This is a genomic window from Staphylococcus equorum (genome assembly GCF_029024965.1).
GTDB classification, from domain to species: Bacteria; Bacillota; Bacilli; order Staphylococcales; family Staphylococcaceae; genus Staphylococcus; species Staphylococcus equorum.
Genome location: NZ_CP118982.1, coordinates 1,570,392 through 1,590,629, shown reverse-complemented (window position 1 = coordinate 1,590,629; position 20,238 = coordinate 1,570,392). Strand labels below are relative to the sequence as shown.

18 protein-coding genes and 1 pseudogene are annotated in these 20,238 nt (G+C 32.6%); 16 read left to right on the top strand and 3 right to left on the bottom strand.

Going from position 1 to position 20,238, the window contains the following annotated elements:
- The first annotated feature begins 11 nt into the window (after positions 1 to 11).
- From mutL to PYW44_RS13385, 7 genes and pseudogenes are all read left to right on the top strand, one after another.
- The gene (gene mutL / locus PYW44_RS07740; protein WP_115076009.1) at positions 12 to 1,961 is read left to right on the top strand and encodes a DNA mismatch repair endonuclease MutL; all 1,950 of its coding nucleotides are present in this window, start codon (positions 12 to 14) and stop codon (positions 1,959 to 1,961) included.
- 11 nt (positions 1,962 to 1,972) lie between these two features.
- Positions 1,973 to 2,506 (top strand): glycerol-3-phosphate responsive antiterminator, encoded by a 534-nt coding sequence (locus tag PYW44_RS07735; RefSeq protein WP_002507808.1) that lies wholly within the window; start codon positions 1,973 to 1,975, stop codon positions 2,504 to 2,506.
- Positions 2,507 to 2,730: 224 nt separating this feature from the next.
- Positions 2,731 to 3,765, top strand: a complete 1,035-nt coding sequence (locus tag PYW44_RS07730; RefSeq protein WP_021338768.1) for a S66 family peptidase — start codon at positions 2,731 to 2,733, stop codon at positions 3,763 to 3,765.
- 172 nt (positions 3,766 to 3,937) lie between these two features.
- A complete protein-coding gene (locus tag PYW44_RS07725; protein WP_021338769.1) occupies positions 3,938 to 4,756 on the top strand; it encodes an MIP/aquaporin family protein in 819 nt (272 codons plus the stop codon).
- 186 nt (positions 4,757 to 4,942) lie between these two features.
- On the top strand, positions 4,943 to 6,445 hold the full coding sequence (glpK, locus tag PYW44_RS07720; RefSeq protein ID WP_021338770.1) for a glycerol kinase GlpK: 1,503 nt from the start codon (positions 4,943 to 4,945) through the stop codon (positions 6,443 to 6,445).
- Positions 6,446 to 6,591: 146 nt separating this feature from the next.
- On the top strand, positions 6,592 to 8,265 hold the full coding sequence (locus PYW44_RS07715) for a glycerol-3-phosphate dehydrogenase/oxidase (RefSeq protein ID WP_002507804.1): 1,674 nt from the start codon (positions 6,592 to 6,594) through the stop codon (positions 8,263 to 8,265).
- 222 nt (positions 8,266 to 8,487) lie between these two features.
- Positions 8,488 to 9,381, top strand: a pseudogene (locus PYW44_RS13385) (transposase).
- A gap of 98 nt (positions 9,382 to 9,479) precedes the next feature.
- Here PYW44_RS13385 and PYW44_RS07700 read toward each other — a convergent pair.
- Positions 9,480 to 9,983 (bottom strand): MepB family protein, encoded by a 504-nt coding sequence (locus PYW44_RS07700; protein WP_021338773.1) that lies wholly within the window; start codon positions 9,981 to 9,983, stop codon positions 9,480 to 9,482.
- A gap of 71 nt (positions 9,984 to 10,054) precedes the next feature.
- Complete coding sequence (locus tag PYW44_RS07695) at positions 10,055 to 10,801, bottom strand: sulfite exporter TauE/SafE family protein (protein WP_021338774.1); 747 nt, start codon at positions 10,799 to 10,801, stop codon at positions 10,055 to 10,057.
- 510 nt (positions 10,802 to 11,311) lie between these two features.
- Here PYW44_RS07695 and PYW44_RS07690 point away from each other — a divergent pair.
- Genes PYW44_RS07690 through hfq form a run of 3 tightly spaced genes read left to right on the top strand, consistent with a single transcriptional unit; the run spans position 11,312 to position 13,435 of the window.
- Complete coding sequence (locus tag PYW44_RS07690) at positions 11,312 to 12,250, top strand: alpha/beta hydrolase (RefSeq protein ID WP_021338775.1); 939 nt, start codon at positions 11,312 to 11,314, stop codon at positions 12,248 to 12,250.
- Between the two features lie 17 nt (positions 12,251 to 12,267).
- Positions 12,268 to 13,245 (top strand): tRNA (adenosine(37)-N6)-dimethylallyltransferase MiaA, encoded by a 978-nt coding sequence (gene miaA / locus PYW44_RS07685; RefSeq protein ID WP_115076008.1) that lies wholly within the window; start codon positions 12,268 to 12,270, stop codon positions 13,243 to 13,245.
- Positions 13,217 to 13,435, top strand: coding sequence for an RNA chaperone Hfq (hfq, locus tag PYW44_RS07680; RefSeq protein ID WP_002507796.1), 219 nt, complete (start codon positions 13,217 to 13,219; stop codon positions 13,433 to 13,435). The genes miaA and hfq overlap by 29 nt, the downstream gene beginning before the upstream one ends.
- A 132-nt stretch (positions 13,436 to 13,567) precedes the next feature.
- Here the strand turns inward: hfq and PYW44_RS07675 are convergent, their stop codons facing one another.
- The gene (locus tag PYW44_RS07675) at positions 13,568 to 14,041 is read right to left on the bottom strand and encodes a glutathione peroxidase (RefSeq protein WP_107510927.1); all 474 of its coding nucleotides are present in this window, start codon (positions 14,039 to 14,041) and stop codon (positions 13,568 to 13,570) included.
- A 95-nt stretch (positions 14,042 to 14,136) separates the two neighbouring features.
- Between PYW44_RS07675 and hflX the strand changes: the two genes are divergently transcribed.
- The 6 genes from hflX to PYW44_RS07645 all read left to right on the top strand — a co-directional run bounded on the left by hflX (position 14,137) and on the right by PYW44_RS07645 (position 20,073).
- Positions 14,137 to 15,372 carry a GTPase HflX gene (gene hflX / locus PYW44_RS07670; RefSeq protein WP_002507794.1) on the top strand — a complete coding sequence of 412 codons (1,236 nt, stop codon included), beginning with the start codon at positions 14,137 to 14,139 and terminating at the stop codon, positions 15,370 to 15,372.
- A 16-nt stretch (positions 15,373 to 15,388) separates the two neighbouring features.
- Positions 15,389 to 16,627 (top strand): methionine gamma-lyase family protein, encoded by a 1,239-nt coding sequence (locus tag PYW44_RS07665; protein ID WP_021338777.1) that lies wholly within the window; start codon positions 15,389 to 15,391, stop codon positions 16,625 to 16,627.
- Positions 16,628 to 16,893: 266 nt separating this feature from the next.
- Positions 16,894 to 17,262, top strand: a complete 369-nt coding sequence (locus PYW44_RS07660; protein WP_002507792.1) for a MerR family transcriptional regulator — start codon at positions 16,894 to 16,896, stop codon at positions 17,260 to 17,262.
- Positions 17,263 to 17,283: 21 nt separating this feature from the next.
- Positions 17,284 to 18,624 carry a type I glutamate--ammonia ligase gene (glnA, locus tag PYW44_RS07655; protein WP_002507791.1) on the top strand — a complete coding sequence of 447 codons (1,341 nt, stop codon included), beginning with the start codon at positions 17,284 to 17,286 and terminating at the stop codon, positions 18,622 to 18,624.
- A gap of 410 nt (positions 18,625 to 19,034) precedes the next feature.
- Positions 19,035 to 19,454, top strand: a complete 420-nt coding sequence (locus PYW44_RS07650; protein WP_002512323.1) for a VOC family protein — start codon at positions 19,035 to 19,037, stop codon at positions 19,452 to 19,454.
- A gap of 421 nt (positions 19,455 to 19,875) precedes the next feature.
- Positions 19,876 to 20,073: a hypothetical protein gene (locus PYW44_RS07645; RefSeq protein ID WP_021338779.1), complete on the top strand. Its 198-nt coding sequence runs from the start codon at positions 19,876 to 19,878 to the stop codon at positions 20,071 to 20,073.
- Positions 20,074 to 20,238 lie beyond the last annotated feature (165 nt).

Sequence of the window (20,238 nt, the reverse complement as noted above, 5' to 3'; positions counted from 1 at the left end):
GGTGAAGTCAAATGGGTAAGATTAAAGAGTTGCAAACATCATTAGCGAATAAGATTGCTGCTGGGGAAGTTGTTGACCGTCCAGGTTCAGTAGTCAAAGAGTTATTAGAAAATGCCATTGACGCCCAAGCGACTGAAATCAATATCGAAGTTGAACAATCTGGCGTAGCATCTATTCGTGTAGTTGACAATGGTACGGGTATTCATATAGAAGATTTAGGTCTCGTCTTTCATCGACATGCAACAAGTAAACTAGATGCAGACGATGACTTGTTTCATATTCGCACACTTGGATTTCGTGGAGAAGCGTTAGCAAGTATCTCTTCTGTTTCCAAAGTGACACTGAAAACATGTACAGATAATCAAGAAGGCCAAGAGATTTATGTGGAAAATGGTGAAATTCTTAATCAAAAACCTGCAAAAGCGAAACAAGGTACTGATATATTGGTTGAATCATTATTTTATAATACACCAGCGCGCTTAAAATATATTAAAAGTTTATATACTGAATTAGGTAAAATTACAGATATCGTAAATCGTATGGCGATGAGTCATCCAGATATCCGTATTTCACTTATTTCAGATGGCAGAACGATTCTAAAAACAAATGGTTCAGGACGTACAAATGAAGTTATGGCAGAAATATATGGGATGAAAGTGGCTAAGGATTTAGTACACATTACGGGTGAAACAAGCGACTATCGCTTAGAAGGCTATGTTGCTAAACCAGAACATTCACGAAGTAATAAACATTATATATCTATTTTTATTAATGGTAGATATATAAAAAACTTTTTAATAAACAAAGCAATTTTAGAAGGCTATCATACACTGCTAATGATTGGCAGATTTCCAATTTGTTATATTAATATTGAAATGGATCCGATACTGGTAGACGTCAATGTGCATCCAACTAAATTAGAGGTGCGTTTATCTAAAGAAGATCAGTTGTTTGAACTGATCGTAGAAAAAATACGAGAAGCTTTTAAAGATCGTATTTTAATACCGCAAAATGATATGAATAAATTGACGCAGAAAAATAAAGTGCTGGATAAATTTGAACAACAGAAAATTGATTTTGAGAAACGCAAACAGCAAAGAGATGCTACACATTCAACGAATTTGAATTTTGACCTTGATGATAATCAGCCCAATGAAACAAATCAATCTAATCAAACCTTAGATAATACATTCTCAAATCCGAATACCACTTCAAACGATTCCTATTCAGTGAAAGAATCGACTTATGATTATGCTAAGACGCAAAGAGATGTGTTGACTGATATGGAAGAACAAGATATTACTGATACATTAGCACCTTCTGAAGATGTATCTGAGGCATCAGATATTAAAGGAAGTATCAGTAGCAACCCTTCACAGCGTATACCTTATATGGAAGTCGTAGGTCAAGTGCATGGCACATATATTATTGCGCAAAATGAGAACGGTATGTTTATGATTGATCAACATGCTGCACAGGAACGAATTAAATACGAATATTTTAGAGAAAAAATAGGCGATGTCTCTAATGAAATACAAAATTTATTAATTCCTTTAACTTTTCACTTCTCAAAAGACGAGTTGATGATTATCAATCAACACGTAGAAGAATTAGATAAAGTAGGCGTGCATTTAGAACCGTTTGGTGGTAATGATTATATTGTTGATAGTTATCCAGTGTGGTTTCCTGCTGCTGAAGCGGAAGAAATTATTAAAGATATGATTGAGTATGTCTTAGAGCATAAAAAAGTGAATGTTAAAAAAATACGTGAAGAAGCTGCTATTATGATGAGTTGTAAGAAATCAATTAAAGCAAATCACTATTTAAAAAATAATGAAATGGCAGATTTAGTGAATCAATTGAGAGAAACAGAAGATCCGTTTACATGTCCACATGGCAGACCGATAATCATTAATTTTTCAAATTATGAATTAGAACGCTTATTTAAGCGTATTATATAGGAGGTTAGTGGATGAAGCCATATATTTTACCGGCTATTCGCTCAATGAAAGATTTAGAAAAACTGATACAGACAGATTATAAAGAATGTGTGTTATTAGATACGCATATAGGTCATATCAAAAGCATTATGGAATTGATGAAGAAGAATAATATAGAAGTGTATATGCATATCGATTTAATTAGAGGTATGAGTCACGATGAATTTGCTTGTGAATTTATCATTCAAAACTACCATCCCAAAGGCATCGTATCAACAAAAACGAAAGTTATAAACAAAGCCAAAGCGTTGAATACGACTACTGTTTTTCGTGTATTTATTCTAGATAGTCATGCACTAACTAGAAGTATTGAGCTTATAAAACGTGTTGAACCTGACTTTGTTGAAGTGTTGCCTGGTATAGCAACAAAGGCAATAAAAATCATTAATGAAGAGACAAATACGTCTGTGATTGCTGGTGGTTTGATTAATGATGTTGAGGAAGTTGATGTTGCGGTGGAAAATGGTGCGAAATATATCACTACAAGCGATAGGGATTTATGGTAATACAACTAAAGCAGTTAAATTAACAGTCGTTCTAATAAAGAATAAAGGTTGAATGGCATTGACTATAATGTAATTGTCTTACTAGAATTAGCTATTTTAGAAACGCATTAAATCATTTTATTAATGTATAATCATTTCTAAAGCTTATAGCTAATTCTTTTTTTTTACCATTTTTTAATGAATAGTATTAATTTATATAAATTAAAATCCTAGGGGGAGATTTAATGATAAAACCAAGAAAATTATTAAGAGGCGACACTGTTGCAATTGTATCTTTATCTTCTGGTTTAGCCGGAGAAGATTCGATTTTATGGCGAACTAAACAAGGAATCGAACGACTGGAATCCGTATTTGGTTTGCATGTGAAAGTCATGCCCAATGCACTCAAAGGTATTAAATATGTACGTGAACACCCTGAACTGCGTGCTTCTGATTTAAATGAAGCATTACAAGATAGTGATGTAAAAGCGATTATAAGTTGTATTGGTGGTGAAGATGCCATTCGAATATTACCTTATGTAGATTTTCAAGCAATTTACGATAACCCAAAAATTTTCTCGGGTTACTCTGATTCAACGACTGTCCACATGATGTTTTATAAAATGGGTATTGTTAGTTTTTATGGACAAGCCTTATTAACAGATTTTGCGGAGAATATAGAAATGGATAGCTTTACAATTAATGATATTGAAAAATGTTGGTTCAATAGTTCAGCGATTGGCGAACGATTGCCTACGCCTTATACAAGACCAACAGGATTAGAATGGAAAGTAGAAAATAAAAATATTGCTAGGACTAAACGAGATAACCAAAGTTATGAAGTTATAAATGGAGCCGATATTGTGAGTGGTCATTTAATCGGAGGTAATTTAGAAACGTTTGTGAGTTTGATAGATACTTCCATATTTCCGGAATTAGAGCAATTTAATCATGCGATACTTTTTTTGGAAACTTCAGAAGATACACCATCTCCTTTAGAATTTTCAAAAATGTTTAACCAATTATTACAAATAGGTGTGTTAGATAAAGTTGAAGGCATTGTTTTTGGTAAACCATTTAATCAAATATATTATGAAGCGTATAAAAATGAAATATTAAAAATTATTAAAAAAAGTAAAAATCCAAACGTTCCAATTTTATATAATTTGTCATTTGGACACAATGAGCCCAAGCACAGCATGCCTTATGGCTTATCAGCAAAAATAAATTGTTATACTCAGCAATTCGAAATTAAAGAAAGCGCTGTTATTGATTTTTAAATTGTGGCAATTTTTTTACAAAAAAGATTGACAACGCTTTCAATAGAGGTGTAAGATAAACACAAGTTAATAATTAGAACAGAGATGGGAGATTTCTACAGTCATTAAACCAGTGTATTAACGCTGGACATAATTGTAGGAATCTCTTTGTCTTTTTTTAGGAGGAGTCTCTATGAGTGTATATTTTGCTGAATTATTGGGAACAGCAATATTAGTATTATTTGGGGGTGGCGTTGTTGCCAACGTTAATTTAAAACGAAGCAATGGTAACGGTGCTGATTGGATTGTAATTGCCACAGGTTGGGGACTTGCTGTAACCATGGGTGTTTATGCTACAGGTGAAATATCTGGTGCGCATTTAAATCCGGCCGTTACATTAGCGTTCGCAATGGACGGTGCATTAAGCTGGGGTATGGTTCCAGGATACATCATTTGTCAAATACTTGGTGGTATCATCGGTGGTACTTTAGTTTGGTTAATGTACTTAGCGCAATGGAAAGCAACTGAAGACAAAGATACAAAATTAGCTGTGTTTTCTACAGCACCAGCAATAAAAAATTACTTTGCCAACTTCTTAAGTGAAATTATTGGTACTGCTGCTTTAACAATGGGCTTATTATTCATTGGGATGAATAAAATTGCTGATGGTTTAAATCCACTAATTGTTGGTAGTTTAATCGTTGCTATCGGCTTAAGTTTAGGTGGTCCAACTGGATATGCCATTAATCCTGCTCGTGATTTAGGTCCACGTATTGCACATGCCATTTTACCAATTGCTGGAAAAGGTAACTCAAATTGGGGTTATGCAATTGTTCCAATTTTAGGGCCTATTACAGGTGGTATGATGGGTGCAGTTATTTATAGATTATTCTATAAAGGTGCTTTTGATATGATGTCTGTTGTATCAATAGTGTTGCTAATCGTAACAATTGCGCTTGGAATCGCTTTAAATAAAGCAAAAAGTGCAAAAGGTATCGAATCAATTTATTAAATAAGTTTTAACTGTCCTGTTTATACGTTAAAATATAAACAGGTCTTATATTATAAAAAAATAAATAATATGAATATGTTTGTTGGATTATTAAAATAGAATGTATATAAATATGTTGTTGGGAATTATTCATTTTACATACATTATTGTCCATCCTACAAACATAATATAAGGGAGATTATCATTATGAAAAAATATATTTTGTCAATTGACCAAGGTACAACAAGTTCAAGAGCAATTCTTTTTGATCAAGATGGAAAAATCCAAGGTGTAGCACAACGTGAATTCAAACAATATTTTCCTAAATCAGGTTGGGTAGAGCATGATGCAAATGAAATTTGGACATCTGTTTTAGCAGTTATTGCTGAAGTGTTAAATGAAGAGAATATTGGCGCAGATCAAATCGCGAGTATCGGTATTACAAATCAACGTGAAACAGCAGTAGTATGGGATAAACATACGTCTCGCCCAGTATATCATGCAATTGTATGGCAATCTCGTCAAACACAAAGTATTTGTCAGAACTTAAAAGACCAAGGCTTAGAAAGTAAATTCCGTGAAAAAACAGGTCTTTTATTAGATCCTTATTTTGCAGGTACAAAAGTAAAATGGATACTTGATAATGTAGAAGGTACTAGAGAAAAAGCTGAAAATGGCGATTTATTATTCGGAACAATAGATTCATGGTTAGTATGGAAATTATCAGGTGGAAAAGCACATATCACAGATTATACAAATGCAAGTCGTACATTAATTTACAATATTCATGATTTGGAATGGGATCAAGAATTATTAGATATTTTAGAAATTCCAAATTCAATGCTCCCTGAAGTAAAATCTTCAAGTGAGGTTTATGCTAATACTGTAGATTATCATTTCTTCGGTAAAGAAGTGCCGATTTCTGGTATCGCTGGTGACCAACAAGCAGCATTATTCGGTCAAGCATGTTTCGAACGTGGTGATGCGAAAAACACTTATGGTACTGGTGGATTTATGTTAATGAATACAGGAGAAGAGGCAGTTACTTCTAAAAGTGGTTTATTAACGACTATTGCATATGGTATTGATGGTAAAGTCAACTATGCACTTGAAGGATCTATCTTTGTTTCAGGCTCTGCAATTCAATGGTTAAGAGATGGATTAAGAATGATTAATTCAGCACCACAATCAGAAAATTATGCAGAACGTGTTGAATCAACAGAAGGTGTTTATGTTGTGCCAGCATTTGTTGGTCTTGGTACACCGTACTGGGATGCAGAAGCACGAGGTGCTATTTTCGGACTTACACGCGGTACTGAAAAAGAACATTTCATCCGAGCTACTTTAGAATCATTATGTTATCAAACACGTGACGTATTAGAAGCTATGGAAAAAGATTCAGGTATCAAAGTAAATAATTTACGTGTTGATGGTGGCGCAGTTAAAAATAATTTCATCATGCAATTCCAATCTGATATCTTAAATGTTGGTGTTGAACGTCCAGAAATTAGTGAAACAACAGCATTAGGTGCAGCATACTTAGCTGGACTTGCAGTTGGATTCTGGGATAGTAAAGATGAAATTGCTAACCGTTGGAAGTTAGATAAGCAATTCAATCCAGATATGGTAGAACAAGAAAGAGAAAAACATTACAAAGGCTGGAAGAAAGCTGTAGAAGCTACTCAAGTCTTTAAATTAGACGATGAGTAAAAAAATTAGACTTAAAAGTGTTATCTATGCTACAATACGGGTAAGTTAATAATATCGAGATGAGAAATGAGAGATTCAATTCGTACAATTATATATGTATGGGATGAGTCTCTCTTTTTTTAATACTTTAGGAGGCGCTGGATTTTATGAGTTTATCAACTTTAAAAAGAGAACAGATTAAGAAAGAATTGAAAAATGACGCTTATGACGTTGTGATTATCGGTGGCGGAATTACCGGAGCTGGGATTGCTTTAGATGCTAGTAACAGAGGTATGAAAGTCGCTTTAGTAGAGATGCAAGACTTTGCACAAGGTACAAGCTCACGTTCTACTAAATTAGTACATGGTGGCTTACGTTATTTAAAACAATTACAAGTAGGCGTGGTTGCAGAAACTGGTCGCGAACGTGCGATTGTTTATGAAAATGGTCCACATGTAACGACACCAGAACGTATGCTGTTACCATTGCATAAAGGCGGATCTATGGGTAAATTCACTACATCGATTGGTTTAGGCGTTTATGATAGATTAGCAGGTGTTAAAAAAGCTGAACGTAAAACAATGTTAAATGCAAAAGAAACACTTGCAAAAGAACCACTTGTTAAGAAAGCTGGTCTTAAAGCTGGTGGCTCTTATGTTGAATACCGTACAGATGATGCACGATTAACTATTGAAGTAATGAAACGTGCTGAAGAAAAAGGCGCTACTATCATTAACCATACAAAATCTGTTCATTTCACATATGACTCAAATGAAACAGTTAATGGTATTCAAGTAGAAGACCAAATTAGCAATGAAACTTACCCAATTAAAGCTAAAAAAGTTATCAATGCAAGTGGTCCATGGGTAGATGAAGTACGTAGTGGCGATTATGCACGTAATAATAAAGAATTACGTTTAACAAAAGGTGTTCATGTTGTAATTGATCAATCTAAATTCCCACTAGGTCAAGCTGTATACTTTGATACAGAAAACGATGGCCGTATGATTTTTGCTATTCCACGTGAAGGTAAAGCATATGTTGGTACTACAGATACATTTTATGACAATGTTAAGACATCACCGTTAGTTAACCAAGAAGATAGAGATTATTTAATTGAAGCAATTAACTATATGTTCCCTGATGTTAATGTATCTGATGAAGATATCGAATCATCATGGGCTGGTGTAAGACCACTTATTTTAGAAGAAGGTAAAGATCCTTCAGAAATTTCTCGTAAAGACGAAGTTTGGGAAGGTAAATCTGGTTTATTAACAATTGCAGGTGGTAAATTAACTGGTTACCGTCATATGGCAGTAGAGATTGTTGATTTATTAGCAAAACGCTTAAAATCAGAATATAAACTTACTTTTGATAAAGCGGCAACAAAACACTTAACAATCTCTGGTGGCGATGTAGGCGGCAGTAAAAACTTTGATAAATATATTGAACAAAAAGTTGAAGATGCAAAAGCTTATCAAATCGACGAAGCGACTGCACGTCACTTTGTATCTAAATATGGTTCAAACGCTGAAGAGTTATTCAAAATTGCACAAACTGCGCAATATCAAGAAACTGGTTTACCGTTAGATATCTACACAGAATTAATTTATTCAATTCAAAATGAAATGGTTCACCGTCCAACTGATTTCTTTATCCGTCGTACAGGTAAATTATATTTCAAAATTGATGATGTATTAAATTATAAAGAACAAGTAATCGATGTAATGGCTGAATTATTAGGCTATACAAACATTCAAAAAGAATTATATACAAAAGAATTAGAAACTGCGATTAAAGAAGCACAAACAGGTAATAACCAACCAGCAGTTAAAGCGTAAATATTAAAACTGGCGACAAGGTCTTAGGACTTTGTCGCCAGTTTCAGAGTGTCGACAAAGTCTCCGACTTTGTTGGCACTTTTTTGTGCACGCTTTCCGCGGGCACAGCCTCAGCCTATAGTCTTCGGCTAGTGCTTTTCCCGCAGGAGTCGGCACAAATTACTGCCATTTTTAAACAAAAATAATATAATATATTTAAATTAAACAATGGTGGTGTTTGTAATGTTGAATAAATCAACTGATAAAAGAGATCAATATGAAATGATTTCAATATCGGAATTAGTTTCTAGTAATCACTTATTACGTAGAGTAGATAATATATTGGATTTAAATTTCATTTATGAACTTGTCGAAGAAAAATATTGTCTTGATAATGAAAGACCATCAATTGACCTTGTAATTTTAGTGAAGATATTATTTATTCAAAGATTAATTGGAATAAAATCAATGAGACAAAAGATAAAAGAAATAGAAACGAACGTAGCTTGCCGTTGGTATTTAGGTTATAGCTTTTTAGATAAAGTACCTCATTTCGGTACATTTAGTAAAAACTATACACGTCGTTTTCATGATACAGATTTATTTGAACAAATATTTGAAAGAATTCTTAAAATCGCAATAAAAAATAATTTAATAGATCATTCATCTTTATTCATTAATTCAACCCACATAAAAGCAAACGCAAATAAAAATAAATATATAACTGAATTAGTGAAAAAAGAAAGATTCTCTTCATTTCCAAGAAGAATTAGATAATGAAATTAATGAACAAAGATTATCTCAAGGAAAAAAGCCTATAAAAAAGAAAAAGAAGGAGGAATACAAAAGTAAAAAAAGTAAGTACGCCTGATCCGGACTCTGGTTACTATGATAATTATATTTGTCCTAACGATGAAACATTAATATTTAAACGAACAATGCCAATAGGTCACAGACTGTATGTATCCAATCCTAACAATTGAAAGAAGATTTGGAGATGCAAAAGAGCAGCATGGTATGAGATGGACACGATATAGAGGTATCAAAAAAGTTTCCATGGATACCACGCTGATTAGTGTTGCCATGAATCTTAAGAAAATGGTAATGTGGCTTATAAAAGGGCCAGAAATGGTCTGAAAGACCACTTTTTGTTTTTAAAATTAAGTTATATTTATAAAAAAATAAACTAAATGCCTTTAGAGCAAATGGTTTGTCTATCTCAATATATCTTCGTGTTACTTTATCTCATAATATGTACAGATATCTTTTTCATTGAGGGTGGTAGATAAATCTAAAAAGTAAGGGCTTTGCCACTTTTGTGTTTTTAGTGCAGTCTTATTCAAATTGGATTCCCAATGCGGATAAACACGCATTGCCATTTTTCCTTTGTGTTTAGTAGATGTTATTATGCCGTTTGCTAACAAGATATCTTTCGGGAAAATAAATTGTCCTGTACGGGCACCATCAATAATATTAATAACCAAGTAATCTTTAGAATTCTCGCAATTAAAAGGGATATTTTTAGCTATTTCATTTTTTTGCCACATTGCAACGAAATAACCAGTTTTTTTAGGTGTCTTCTTAGCTAAACGACTTTTAAAAGTGTGATGAGTTAAGCTAAAATTAAAACCTTCATACTCACGATTCCATTTTTCAATTTCAAAATTAACTGGGGAAAAGTCATTTACCATTTCATCCATTTTATTTATTAACTTTTTAGAAGCATATTCTTCAAACATAATAATAAACCAACCTTTGCTAAATTATATTTGTATTTTTGTTTTCAGAAGCAAATTATACAAAAAGCCAATTACTGTGTTGAGAGCATTAATATACCTAAGATAACTATAAAAATATAAATCCATTTTTCAAAATGATTATGGTGTGTCTTTTTCGATAAATACTTACCTAATAAAACTGCAACAATCAATATAGGTAAAGTAGCTAAGAATAATCGAATAGTTTGGCTCGTCCATATACCGCCTAATAATTGACCCATGACAACAAAGATAGCTGTTAATAGAAAATGAGCTTGAATTGTACTTTTAAAGTCTTTAATATGCCATTGACTTAGCGTTCCGAAAATAACGATTGGTACACCGTGTGAATTATAAACACTGCCTAATACACCAGAAACAAGTCCTGCCAAACCTTCCCATAGAGAAGATTTTAGTTTGATTTTAGAATGGTGGGTGAGAAAAACGGTTTTGATAAAAGCATAAATACCATAAAGAATTAGAAAAATAGCTAATAGTAATTGGATTTTCCCAGTATCAAAATGATGGAGTATCCATATGCCTACAGGTATGCCGATTAAACTACCTGACATCATGACTGCCAAAGTTCTATATTTAATATACTTCATTTCAGAAAAAATATTAAATAAAGCTACAGTTAGACCAGCGATACCAACTAAAGATATTGCTGTTTTTATGTCTAAACCTATTAAAGCTAATAAAGGCATGCTTATTAAAGCTTCTCCAAAGCCAAAGTATGTACGTACTAAAGCACCTAAGAATATAGCTAATAAAATAAAAATAAAAATTGTTATATCCATTAGATGCCCTCCTCGATGAATTGTTGTCTGTGTTACATTTTATGTTGAGTACAAATAACTCGATACTTATTACTTACTGATTCAAAATGTAGCTAAACCAATTGCTATAAGAGCATTTGATATTAAAAAATATTTTTCTTTGAGACAAACTGTGTTCATTAATTGCTTTATTTAATAATTAATTAGAAATGAAGAAAAAGGTTTGTATGCATTTGTCTCCATATAGTTTAACCAATAAACTATCAACAAAGTTATTGATATAGTCGACAACCTGACTTAATACTTGATATTGAGTATAACATTTTTAAAATAGAATTATATTAGTGTTTCGAATAATAATTACGTTTTTATTAAGTAAAACACTTGCTTGAGTTTTTATAAAATCAATGTTTTTTAATATATCGTTGTCTAGTGGTTAACGTTTTGCATTCTATTTGATAACATTGAATTTTGAGGGTATATTGTATAGTATAAGAAGTTTGAAATGATGCATGATTTGGGGGCTATCACATGAGTCAAAAGGAATTTAAGATTACTGTTGAAGATGGCACAATGTTAGAAGTGAAATTAGATAAAGCCAAGCATGAAACAATTGGTGTTGTACATTTGCTTCATGGTATGGCAGAACATATGGGAAGATATGATGAACTTGTTGAATCGTTTAATCAACAAGGATATGATGTATTACGCCATAACCATAGAGGTCATGGGAAAGAAATAAAGGAAAAAGAACGTGGACATATAGATGATATATCGCAAGTTGCGGATGATACATATGAAATTGCGCAGACAATGTGTACACACTACACGAACATCCCATACATTATGATAGGTCATTCTATGGGTTCTATTATAGCCCGTATATTTGCTCAAAAATATCCTGATGCAGCGCAAGGTTTAATTCTTAGTGGCACAGCCCAATATCCAAAGTATTTAGGTCTACCTATTGCTGTGTTAATGAAAATCATTACTTTAATATTAGGAAAACGACGTCGATTGAAGTGGGTTAATCGATTAATGTATAAATCATTTAATAAAGATATTAAAAATCAAAAAACTTCAAGCGATTGGTTATCTAGCGATGCTCGAGAAGTTGCTAAATTTATCAAAGATCCAAATACTGGTTTTTTAGTTTCCAATCAACTCATATACCAAATAATAAAACACGCGTTAGGCACAAGCCGTGTAAAAAACATCGAAAAAATGAACACAGAACTTCCTGTATTGCTCATATCGGGAAAAGATGATCCGTTAGGTGGCAAAGGTAAAGGTATTAGAAAACTAGGGAAATTATATAAACGCTGCGGCGTGAAACATGTAACCGTCCATTTATACAAAAATAAACGCCATGAAGTTTTATTCGATACGGATTCTGATATTACATGGAATAACATGTATGAATGGATTGAAAAGCAAATTTTAAAAAAGATAAATAACAATAGTAAATAAAGAGAGTTGATATACACGTGCATAACGATAAACCTTTTTTAATCGTACTTGTAGGTCCGACTGCTGTAGGAAAGACAGAATTCAGCATTGAATTAGCGAAAAAATTTAATGGTGAAATTATCAGTGGCGATTCAATGCAAGTATATAAACATATGGATATAGGTACAGCAAAGATAACGTCAGATGAAATGTCAGGTGTGCCACATCATATGGTAGATATATTAGAGCCAGATGAAACGTTTTCTGCGTTTGATTTTAAAAATAGAGCGCAGCAATTAATAACTGAGATTACTGATAGAGGATGTGTGCCTATAATTGCTGGAGGCACGGGCTTATATATCCAGTCTTTGATACACGATTATGCGTTTGAAGATGAAACAATCACAGACGAAGAAAGTGAAGTAGTAGACAAAAAGTTAGCAGAATTAGATCAGCTATCAAATGCAGCGTTACATCAGTATTTATCATCATTTGATAGTGAGTCTGCAGAAGATATTCATCCCAATAATAGAAAAAGAGTGCGCAGAGCAATTCAATATTATTTAAAAACAAAAAAACTTTTAAGTTCTCGAAAGAAAGTTCAACAATATACAGAAAATTATGATACATTATTATTAGGGATAGAAATGTCGCGTGACATATTATATCAAAGGATAAATAAACGCGTAGATATAATGTTGGAACGTGGTTTACTTGATGAAGTGAAACAACTCGTAGATGCGGGATATGAATCATGTCAAAGTATGCAGGCTATAGGCTATAAAGAAATGTTGCCTGTAGTGAAGTGCGGTACAAATAAAAATGACGCAATAGATAAATTAAAGCAACATTCTCGAAACTATGCAAAGCGACAGATGACTTGGTTCAAAAATAAGCTAGACCTAGTATGGTTAGATAAAGAGAAAATGTCACTTTCATCGATGTTAGATGAAGTTTCAGTCCAAATAAAGAAAAGGAGTATAGAACATGAAGACAACAGAAAACATCCAAGATAAATTCCTAGGACAATTTAAGACTGATCAAACAAAAGTGATTGTGTTTTTAATGAATGGTTTTCAAATGAAAGGTGTTATTGAGGATTATGATAAGTATGTAGTATGCTTATTATCTCAAGGTAAACAGCATTTTATTTATAAACATGCTATTAGTACTTTCACAATTGATGATGCACCTCAAACATCATAATTAGAAAATATATAATTAAAAGTTAAAAACTAAATAAGCTACACTAGATTAATTGATATCTAGTGTAGCTTATATTTGTTTATAGATATTGTAATGCTTAATATTGTTTCAGAAAATCATAGAATTTTCAAATTATAATAATGCTTCAATTTCTGATTCGATTTGATTAGGTTTTTTCTGTGGAGAAAAGCGTTTTACAACTTTACCATCTTTATCTACTAGGAATTTAGTGAAGTTCCATTTGATTTTTTCATTGAAGACACCATTTTGTTCTTTAGTTAAAAATTCAAATAGTGGGTGTTGATTTTCACCTTTGACATCAACTTTTTCATGCATTGGGAAGATAACACCGTAGTTAATTTTACAGTTTTGTGTAGCTTCTTCACCAGTGCCAGGCTCTTGACCTCCAAATTGATTACAAGGGAAACCTAATACTATAAAATTTTGATCTTTATATTTATCATATAAACTTTGAAGTCCTTCGAACTGTGGTGTAAAACCACATTCACTAGCCGTGTTAACAATTAACATGGGTTGTCCTTGGTACGTATCTAATTTGTACGATTCTCCATTTGGTTTCTGAACTTCTATGTCATATATAGTCATTTTAATTCACCTCTTATAAGTAATCTAACATAATTTGGCGCTGTAGTCTTTATATATACACTATGATAGAATAGCTAAGAAAAGAGGTGCATGTTATGACCCAACAACAAACTTATAATACAAAAAAAGAATTAGAAACAGCTATTTTAGTTGGAGTACATGCTCAAAATGATGACGAATTTGATTTTGAGTCGACAATGGAAGAATTAGCATCATTGTCAGAAACGTGTCAACTAAACGTTCAAGAACAGTTTACTCAAAACAGAACACATTTTGATAGAAAATATTATGTTGGTAAAGGGAAATTAGAAGATATTCGAGCGTATATTGAATATCATGATATCGATGTCGTTGTTGCTAATGATGAATTAACAACAGCACAATCAAAAGCGCTAAATGGAAATTTAAATGTGAAAATTATCGACAGAACGCAATTAATATTAGAGATTTTTGCATTAAGAGCAAGTAGTAAAGATGGAAAATTACAAGTTGAATTAGCGCAACTTGATTATTTAATGCCTAGATTGCAAGGACATGGACGTAGTTTGTCACGTTTAGGTGGCGGTATTGGGACAAGAGGCCCTGGTGAAACGAAACTAGAAATGGACCGTCGTCATATTAGAACGAGAATGAACGAAATTAAGCACCAATTAGAAACAGTGGTTGAACATCGTGAACGTTATCGTAATAAACGTGAACAGAACCATGTTTTCCAAGTTGCACTCATAGGTTATACGAACGCAGGTAAATCATCTTGGTTTAACATGCTTGCCAATGAAACAACATATGAAAAGAATTTATTATTCGCAACACTTGATCCTAAAACACGACAAATCCAGATAAATGATGGGTTTAACTTAATTATTTCTGATACAGTTGGTTTTATTCAAAAGCTACCAACGACATTAATTGCAGCTTTTAAATCAACGCTTGAAGAAGCAAAAAATGCGGATCTATTATTACATGTCGTTGATAGTAGTCATCCTGAGTATAGAGCACAATATGATACTGTGAATGGAATTGTTGCAGATTTAGATATGGCACAAATTCCGCAAGCAATTATATTTAATAAAAAAGATTTGCATGAAGGTGCGACGCCGACAACGAATAAGCCATCGGTATTTGTTTCTAGTCGGGATGAAACAGATATAGACAAAGTAAAACAATTACTATTTGATCAAGTTAAAAAAATACTCACATATTATGAAGAAACCATCCCAAGTGCGAATGCGGATAGATTATACTTTCTTAAACAGCATACACTTGTGTCAGAATTAATATTTAATGAAGATGATGCAACTTACGAAATTAAAGGATATAAAAAAGAATAGAAGGAAGTAATGATTAATGGAAGATATGAAACAGCTGATTGCTAATACAGAAGAAACATTAGCACCATATTTTAGAAACATTGAGGCAACAGCATATGTTAATCAGGAAAAAGTATTAGATGCATTTCATGCGGTAAGAGCAACTGAAAATGATTTACAAGGCACTACTGGTTATGGCTATGATGATTTTGGTAGAGACCATTTAGAAGAAATTTATGCCCATGTTTTTAAAGCAGAAGATGCTATTGTCAGACCACAAATTATTTCAGGTACTCACGCAATAACGATTGCTTTACAAAGCACATTAAAGTATGGTGATGAGCTGTTATATATAACAGGAAATCCTTATGATACTTTATTAGAGGTTATTGGCATAAATGGAAATGGTATTGAAAGTTTGAAAGAATATGGCGTGAGTTATAATAAAGTTGATTTAAAAGAAGATGATATAGATATAGAAGAAGTAATGAATCAAATCAAACCACAAACTAAAGTTATTGCAATTCAACGTTCTAAAGGGTATGACCAACGACCATCTCTTAATTTAGAAGTAATTGAGAGTGCAATTCAAACAATAAAAGCACAGTATCCAGACGTGATTATTTTTGTAGATAATTGTTATGGTGAATTCGTTGAAACGCATGAACCAATAGAATGTGGTGCGGATTTAATTGCTGGATCATTAATTAAAAATCCAGGTGGTGGTTTAGCTAAAATTGGTGGTTATATTGCTGGCAAAGAATCCTTGGTTGCGAGATGTGGATACCGTTTAACTGCACCTGGTATAGGTAAAGAAGCGGGCGCTTCTCTTAACTCATTACAAGAAATGTACCAAGGCTTTTTCTTAGCACCTCATGTTGTTAGCCAAAGTTTAAAAGGTGCATTATTTACAAGTCTTTTATTAGAAAAAATGAACATGCGTACAAAACCAAGATACGATGTTCCTAGAACCGATCTTATACAAACGGTTGAATTCGATACTAAAGAGCAAATGATTCAATTTTGCCAAAGTATTCAACAAGCTTCACCGATCAATGCGCACTTTAAGCCAGAACCTGCTTCTATGCCAGGCTATGAAGATGATGTTATTATGGCTGCTGGTACATTTATCCAGGGTTCGTCTATTGAATTATCAGCTGATGGTCCAATTCGCCCCCCTTATGAAGCCTATGTACAAGGTGGCTTAACCTACGAACATGTGAAATTGGCAGTAACAAGAGCTGCAGCAAATCTTAAATCACAGCAACTGATATAAAAAGAAGTTGAAATCCATGTATTCTATCAAACACACATTTTGAAGTAATATACTTGTTAATGATGTGAATTTTGATAAAATATATGGATTTTTTTTGAACAAATTAAAGGAATTTTCTAAAAATTAATATGATTCACGAGTGTTGATAAGACGTACGCTAGTGATACCAAGGGTTCAAAGGATATGTAAGGAAACCTTACATATTTTTGAAATTATTGAAAAATTGTGCTAAATTTAGAACAAGTTCAAAAATAGAGGTGAGGGAATTGAAGTCAAACGATACATTAAGACGCAATATGCCTGTATTCTCTATCAGTGTTGTAACTAAATTGAGCGAATTAACCGCAAGGCAAATTCGCTACTATGAAACACATGAACTGATTAAACCACAACGTTCAGAAGGCAATAAGAGGCTCTTTTCATTAAATGATTTGGAACGACTTTTAGAAATTAAAAAACTGATTGAAAAAGGATTTAATATCAAGGGTATTAAGCAAATTCTTAATGAAGAGCAAAGTCATCTTTCTGATGATGAACAAGAAACAAGAAAACAAATGATAGTTGAAGCTACCCAGAAACCACAGCGAGAAGCAATACCGATAAATCGTGGTGACTTATCACGTTTTATCAAATAATATTAACGGGGGACATTTACAATGCCAAAACGTACATTTACTAAAGAAGATATTCATAAGTTTGCTAAAGAAGAAAACGTAAGATATTTACGCTTACAATTTACTGATATTTTAGGCGTAATTAAAAACGTAGAAGTACCAGTTAGCCAACTAGAAAAAGTATTAGATAATGAAATGATGTTTGATGGTTCTTCAATTGAAGGTTTTGTTCGAATTGAAGAGTCAGATATGTATTTATACCCAGATTTAGATACATGGGTTATCTTCCCATGGACGGCAGGACAAGGAAAAGTTGCACGACTTATCTGTGATGTTTATAAAACAGATCATACACCATTTGAAGGTGACCCACGTTCAAACTTAAAACGTGTCTTAGAAAATATGAGAGAATTAGGATTCACAGATTTGAATTTAGGGCCTGAGCCAGAATTCTTCTTATTTAAATTAGATGAAAAAGGTGAACCAACATTAGAATTAAATGATAATGGTGGATACTTTGACCTTGCACCAACAGATTTAGGTGAAAATTGTCGTCGTGATATTGTATTAGAACTTGAGGACATGGGCTTTGATATTGAAGCGAGTCACCATGAAGTCGCACCAGGTCAACACGAAATAGATTTTAAATATGCAGATGCAATTACAGCTTGTGATAACATTCAAACATTTAAACTTGTTGTAAAAACAATTGCACGTCAACATAATCTACATGCGACGTTCATGCCGAAACCTTTATTCGGTGTTAATGGTAGTGGAATGCACTTTAACATGTCATTATTCAAAGGCAAAGAGAACGCATTCTATGATCCAGATGGCGATATGCAAATGACGAAAGATGCTTATCATTTCATAGCAGGTACTTTAAAAAACGCACGTGGTTTCACAGCTGTATGTAATCCTTTAGTAAACTCATACAAACGTTTAGTTCCAGGTTACGAAGCACCATGTTATATCGCTTGGAGTGGTAAAAACCGTTCACCATTAATCCGTGTACCAACTTCTCGTGGATTATCTACACGTGTTGAAGTACGTTCAGTAGATCCAGCTGCCAATCCATATTTAGCATTAGCAGCACTTTTAGAAGCAGGTTTAGATGGTATTAAAAATAAACTAGAAGTACCAGAACCAGTTAACCAAAACATTTATGAAATGAATCGTGAAGAACGTGAAGCTGTTGGTATCGAAGATTTACCTTCAACTTTATACACTGCTGTAAAAGCAATGAAAAATAACGCACCAATTAAAGAAGCTTTAGGCAATCATATTTATAATCAATTTATTAACTCTAAATCAATTGAGTGGGATTATTATAGAACACAAGTTTCTGAATGGGAAAGAGAACAATACCTTAAAGAATACTAGGTGCTAAGCAAGAGGGATAATATTAGTAATATCAACAACTCGGGTCATTTTGAATGAATGATTTCGGGTTGTTTTTTGTATGAAAAAGGCGCAAAAATCTCTATAATTTAAATATCCTACCAAATAAATTAAGGAGAGATTATGCGCCTATGAATCATTTTATATCAAACACACTTGGAATTGAAGACCCAAATATTATCTTTGAAAATAAGATTGAAGAAATTGAACATAAAGGACAAATATGTAAGTACTTTTATGCAAAAGTTTCATATACTAATGATTGTTATGAAAGTTGTGGTCCACTTAATGCTCGTTTTTGGTACTTTTATCGTTAACTTTTGTTTATCTAGGGTATTGTTAAAATATATTAAGGTGAAAATTGTGTGAATAGATGAAGAGGAGACTAAAAGATGGAGTTAAGTCCTTATTTGCAATTAAATGGAAATGCTAGAGAAGCAATTGAGTTTTATGAAAATACTTTTGGAGCTAAGAATTTAGGGATTATGACATATGGGGATCTTCCAGAGGACCCAGGTTTTTCACTTCCTGAAAATACAAAAGATTTAATTTCTCACTCAGCGTTGGAAATAGAGAATTCGAAAATTATGATTGTAGATACGTTCCCAGGTTATCCGTCTCAAGAGGGTAATGTAGTTATAATCTGTATTACTTTAAATAATAAAAATAAAGCAAGCCAAATTTTTGAAACTTTAGGAAAAGAAGGTCAAATTGAAATGCCATTATCTGAAACAGGTTTTAGTCCGGCATTTGGAGTAGTTAAAGATAAATTTGGAGTAAGATTTCAAATTTATACCGAAGTGAACGAATGATTTTTGTGAATTTAAAAGAATATTCTATGCTAAATTATTTTTATTAAAAAACAGGTTCAAATCGCTCAATCTATTGAGTGATTTGAACCTGTTTGTTTGTTGAGATAATGTAAATGTAATGATACGACTATATTAACCGAATATCGCGTGCACGAAAGGTAATAAATATAATGTTAATAAAGTAAGACATATTCCAAAGTATATAATAAATGCACGCGCTTCTTTTGATTTGAAGAAAATAATCACCTCAATCATTATAAACTGAAACTTAATTTTAAGATAAAAAGATTATAAGAGTCAACAAAGAGCATTTAAATCCACGTTAATATTTGATGCTATTGTATTATTAATTGTATGTATGATGTATAAGTAGTAATATGTAACTAATAAATATTATTTATCTTGATAAGGGGATGGTTAGATGAACAAGATTAAACTAAGTACATTGAGAGCGGCATCATTAAAAGAATTAGAGAGTAGTATTAATGCATTTTTAGAAGATGATGAAGTTGCAGGTTATCAGTTACTAAATGCTACAGTGCGAGAAGTTGAGGAACGCACATACTCATCGAATGAAGAAGAGTTTAATGCTATACTGACATTCGTAAAAAATGATTAAAATAAAAAGTCGTGTATGAAGTTATAAAACTTTTTACACGACTTTTTTATTTTGTGAAAGCAACGTATAGAGTAATGAAACTAATTAAAAAGCTTTAAAAGGAATTCATTAAACTATAATATAATTATGTAAACTAAAGAAAACGTTTCATTCCTTCTCATCCTA

Excerpts from the sequence above, each read along its gene's own strand:
- hflX (WP_002507794.1), top strand. The coding sequence starts at position 14,137 with ATGACCCAACAACAAACTTATAATACAAAAAAAGAATTAGAAACAGCT.
- PYW44_RS07695 (WP_021338774.1), bottom strand. The coding sequence starts at position 10,801 with ATGGATATAACAATTTTTATTTTTATTTTATTAGCTATATTCTTAGGT.
- PYW44_RS07645 (WP_021338779.1), top strand. The coding sequence starts at position 19,876 with ATGAACAAGATTAAACTAAGTACATTGAGAGCGGCATCATTAAAAGAA.
- mutL (WP_115076009.1), top strand. The coding sequence starts at position 12 with ATGGGTAAGATTAAAGAGTTGCAAACATCATTAGCGAATAAGATTGCT.
- glpK (WP_021338770.1), top strand. The coding sequence starts at position 4,943 with ATGAAAAAATATATTTTGTCAATTGACCAAGGTACAACAAGTTCAAGA.
- PYW44_RS07730 (WP_021338768.1), top strand. The coding sequence starts at position 2,731 with ATGATAAAACCAAGAAAATTATTAAGAGGCGACACTGTTGCAATTGTA.
- PYW44_RS07735 (WP_002507808.1), top strand. The coding sequence starts at position 1,973 with ATGAAGCCATATATTTTACCGGCTATTCGCTCAATGAAAGATTTAGAA.
- PYW44_RS07715 (WP_002507804.1), top strand. The coding sequence starts at position 6,592 with ATGAGTTTATCAACTTTAAAAAGAGAACAGATTAAGAAAGAATTGAAA.
- PYW44_RS07650 (WP_002512323.1), top strand. The coding sequence starts at position 19,035 with ATGGAGTTAAGTCCTTATTTGCAATTAAATGGAAATGCTAGAGAAGCA.
- PYW44_RS07675 (WP_107510927.1), bottom strand. The coding sequence starts at position 14,041 with ATGACTATATATGACATAGAAGTTCAGAAACCAAATGGAGAATCGTAC.
- PYW44_RS07690 (WP_021338775.1), top strand. The coding sequence starts at position 11,312 with ATGAGTCAAAAGGAATTTAAGATTACTGTTGAAGATGGCACAATGTTA.
- hfq (WP_002507796.1), top strand. The coding sequence starts at position 13,217 with ATGAAGACAACAGAAAACATCCAAGATAAATTCCTAGGACAATTTAAG.
- PYW44_RS07665 (WP_021338777.1), top strand. The coding sequence starts at position 15,389 with ATGGAAGATATGAAACAGCTGATTGCTAATACAGAAGAAACATTAGCA.
- PYW44_RS07700 (WP_021338773.1), bottom strand. The coding sequence starts at position 9,983 with ATGTTTGAAGAATATGCTTCTAAAAAGTTAATAAATAAAATGGATGAA.
- PYW44_RS07725 (WP_021338769.1), top strand. The coding sequence starts at position 3,938 with ATGAGTGTATATTTTGCTGAATTATTGGGAACAGCAATATTAGTATTA.
- glnA (WP_002507791.1), top strand. The coding sequence starts at position 17,284 with ATGCCAAAACGTACATTTACTAAAGAAGATATTCATAAGTTTGCTAAA.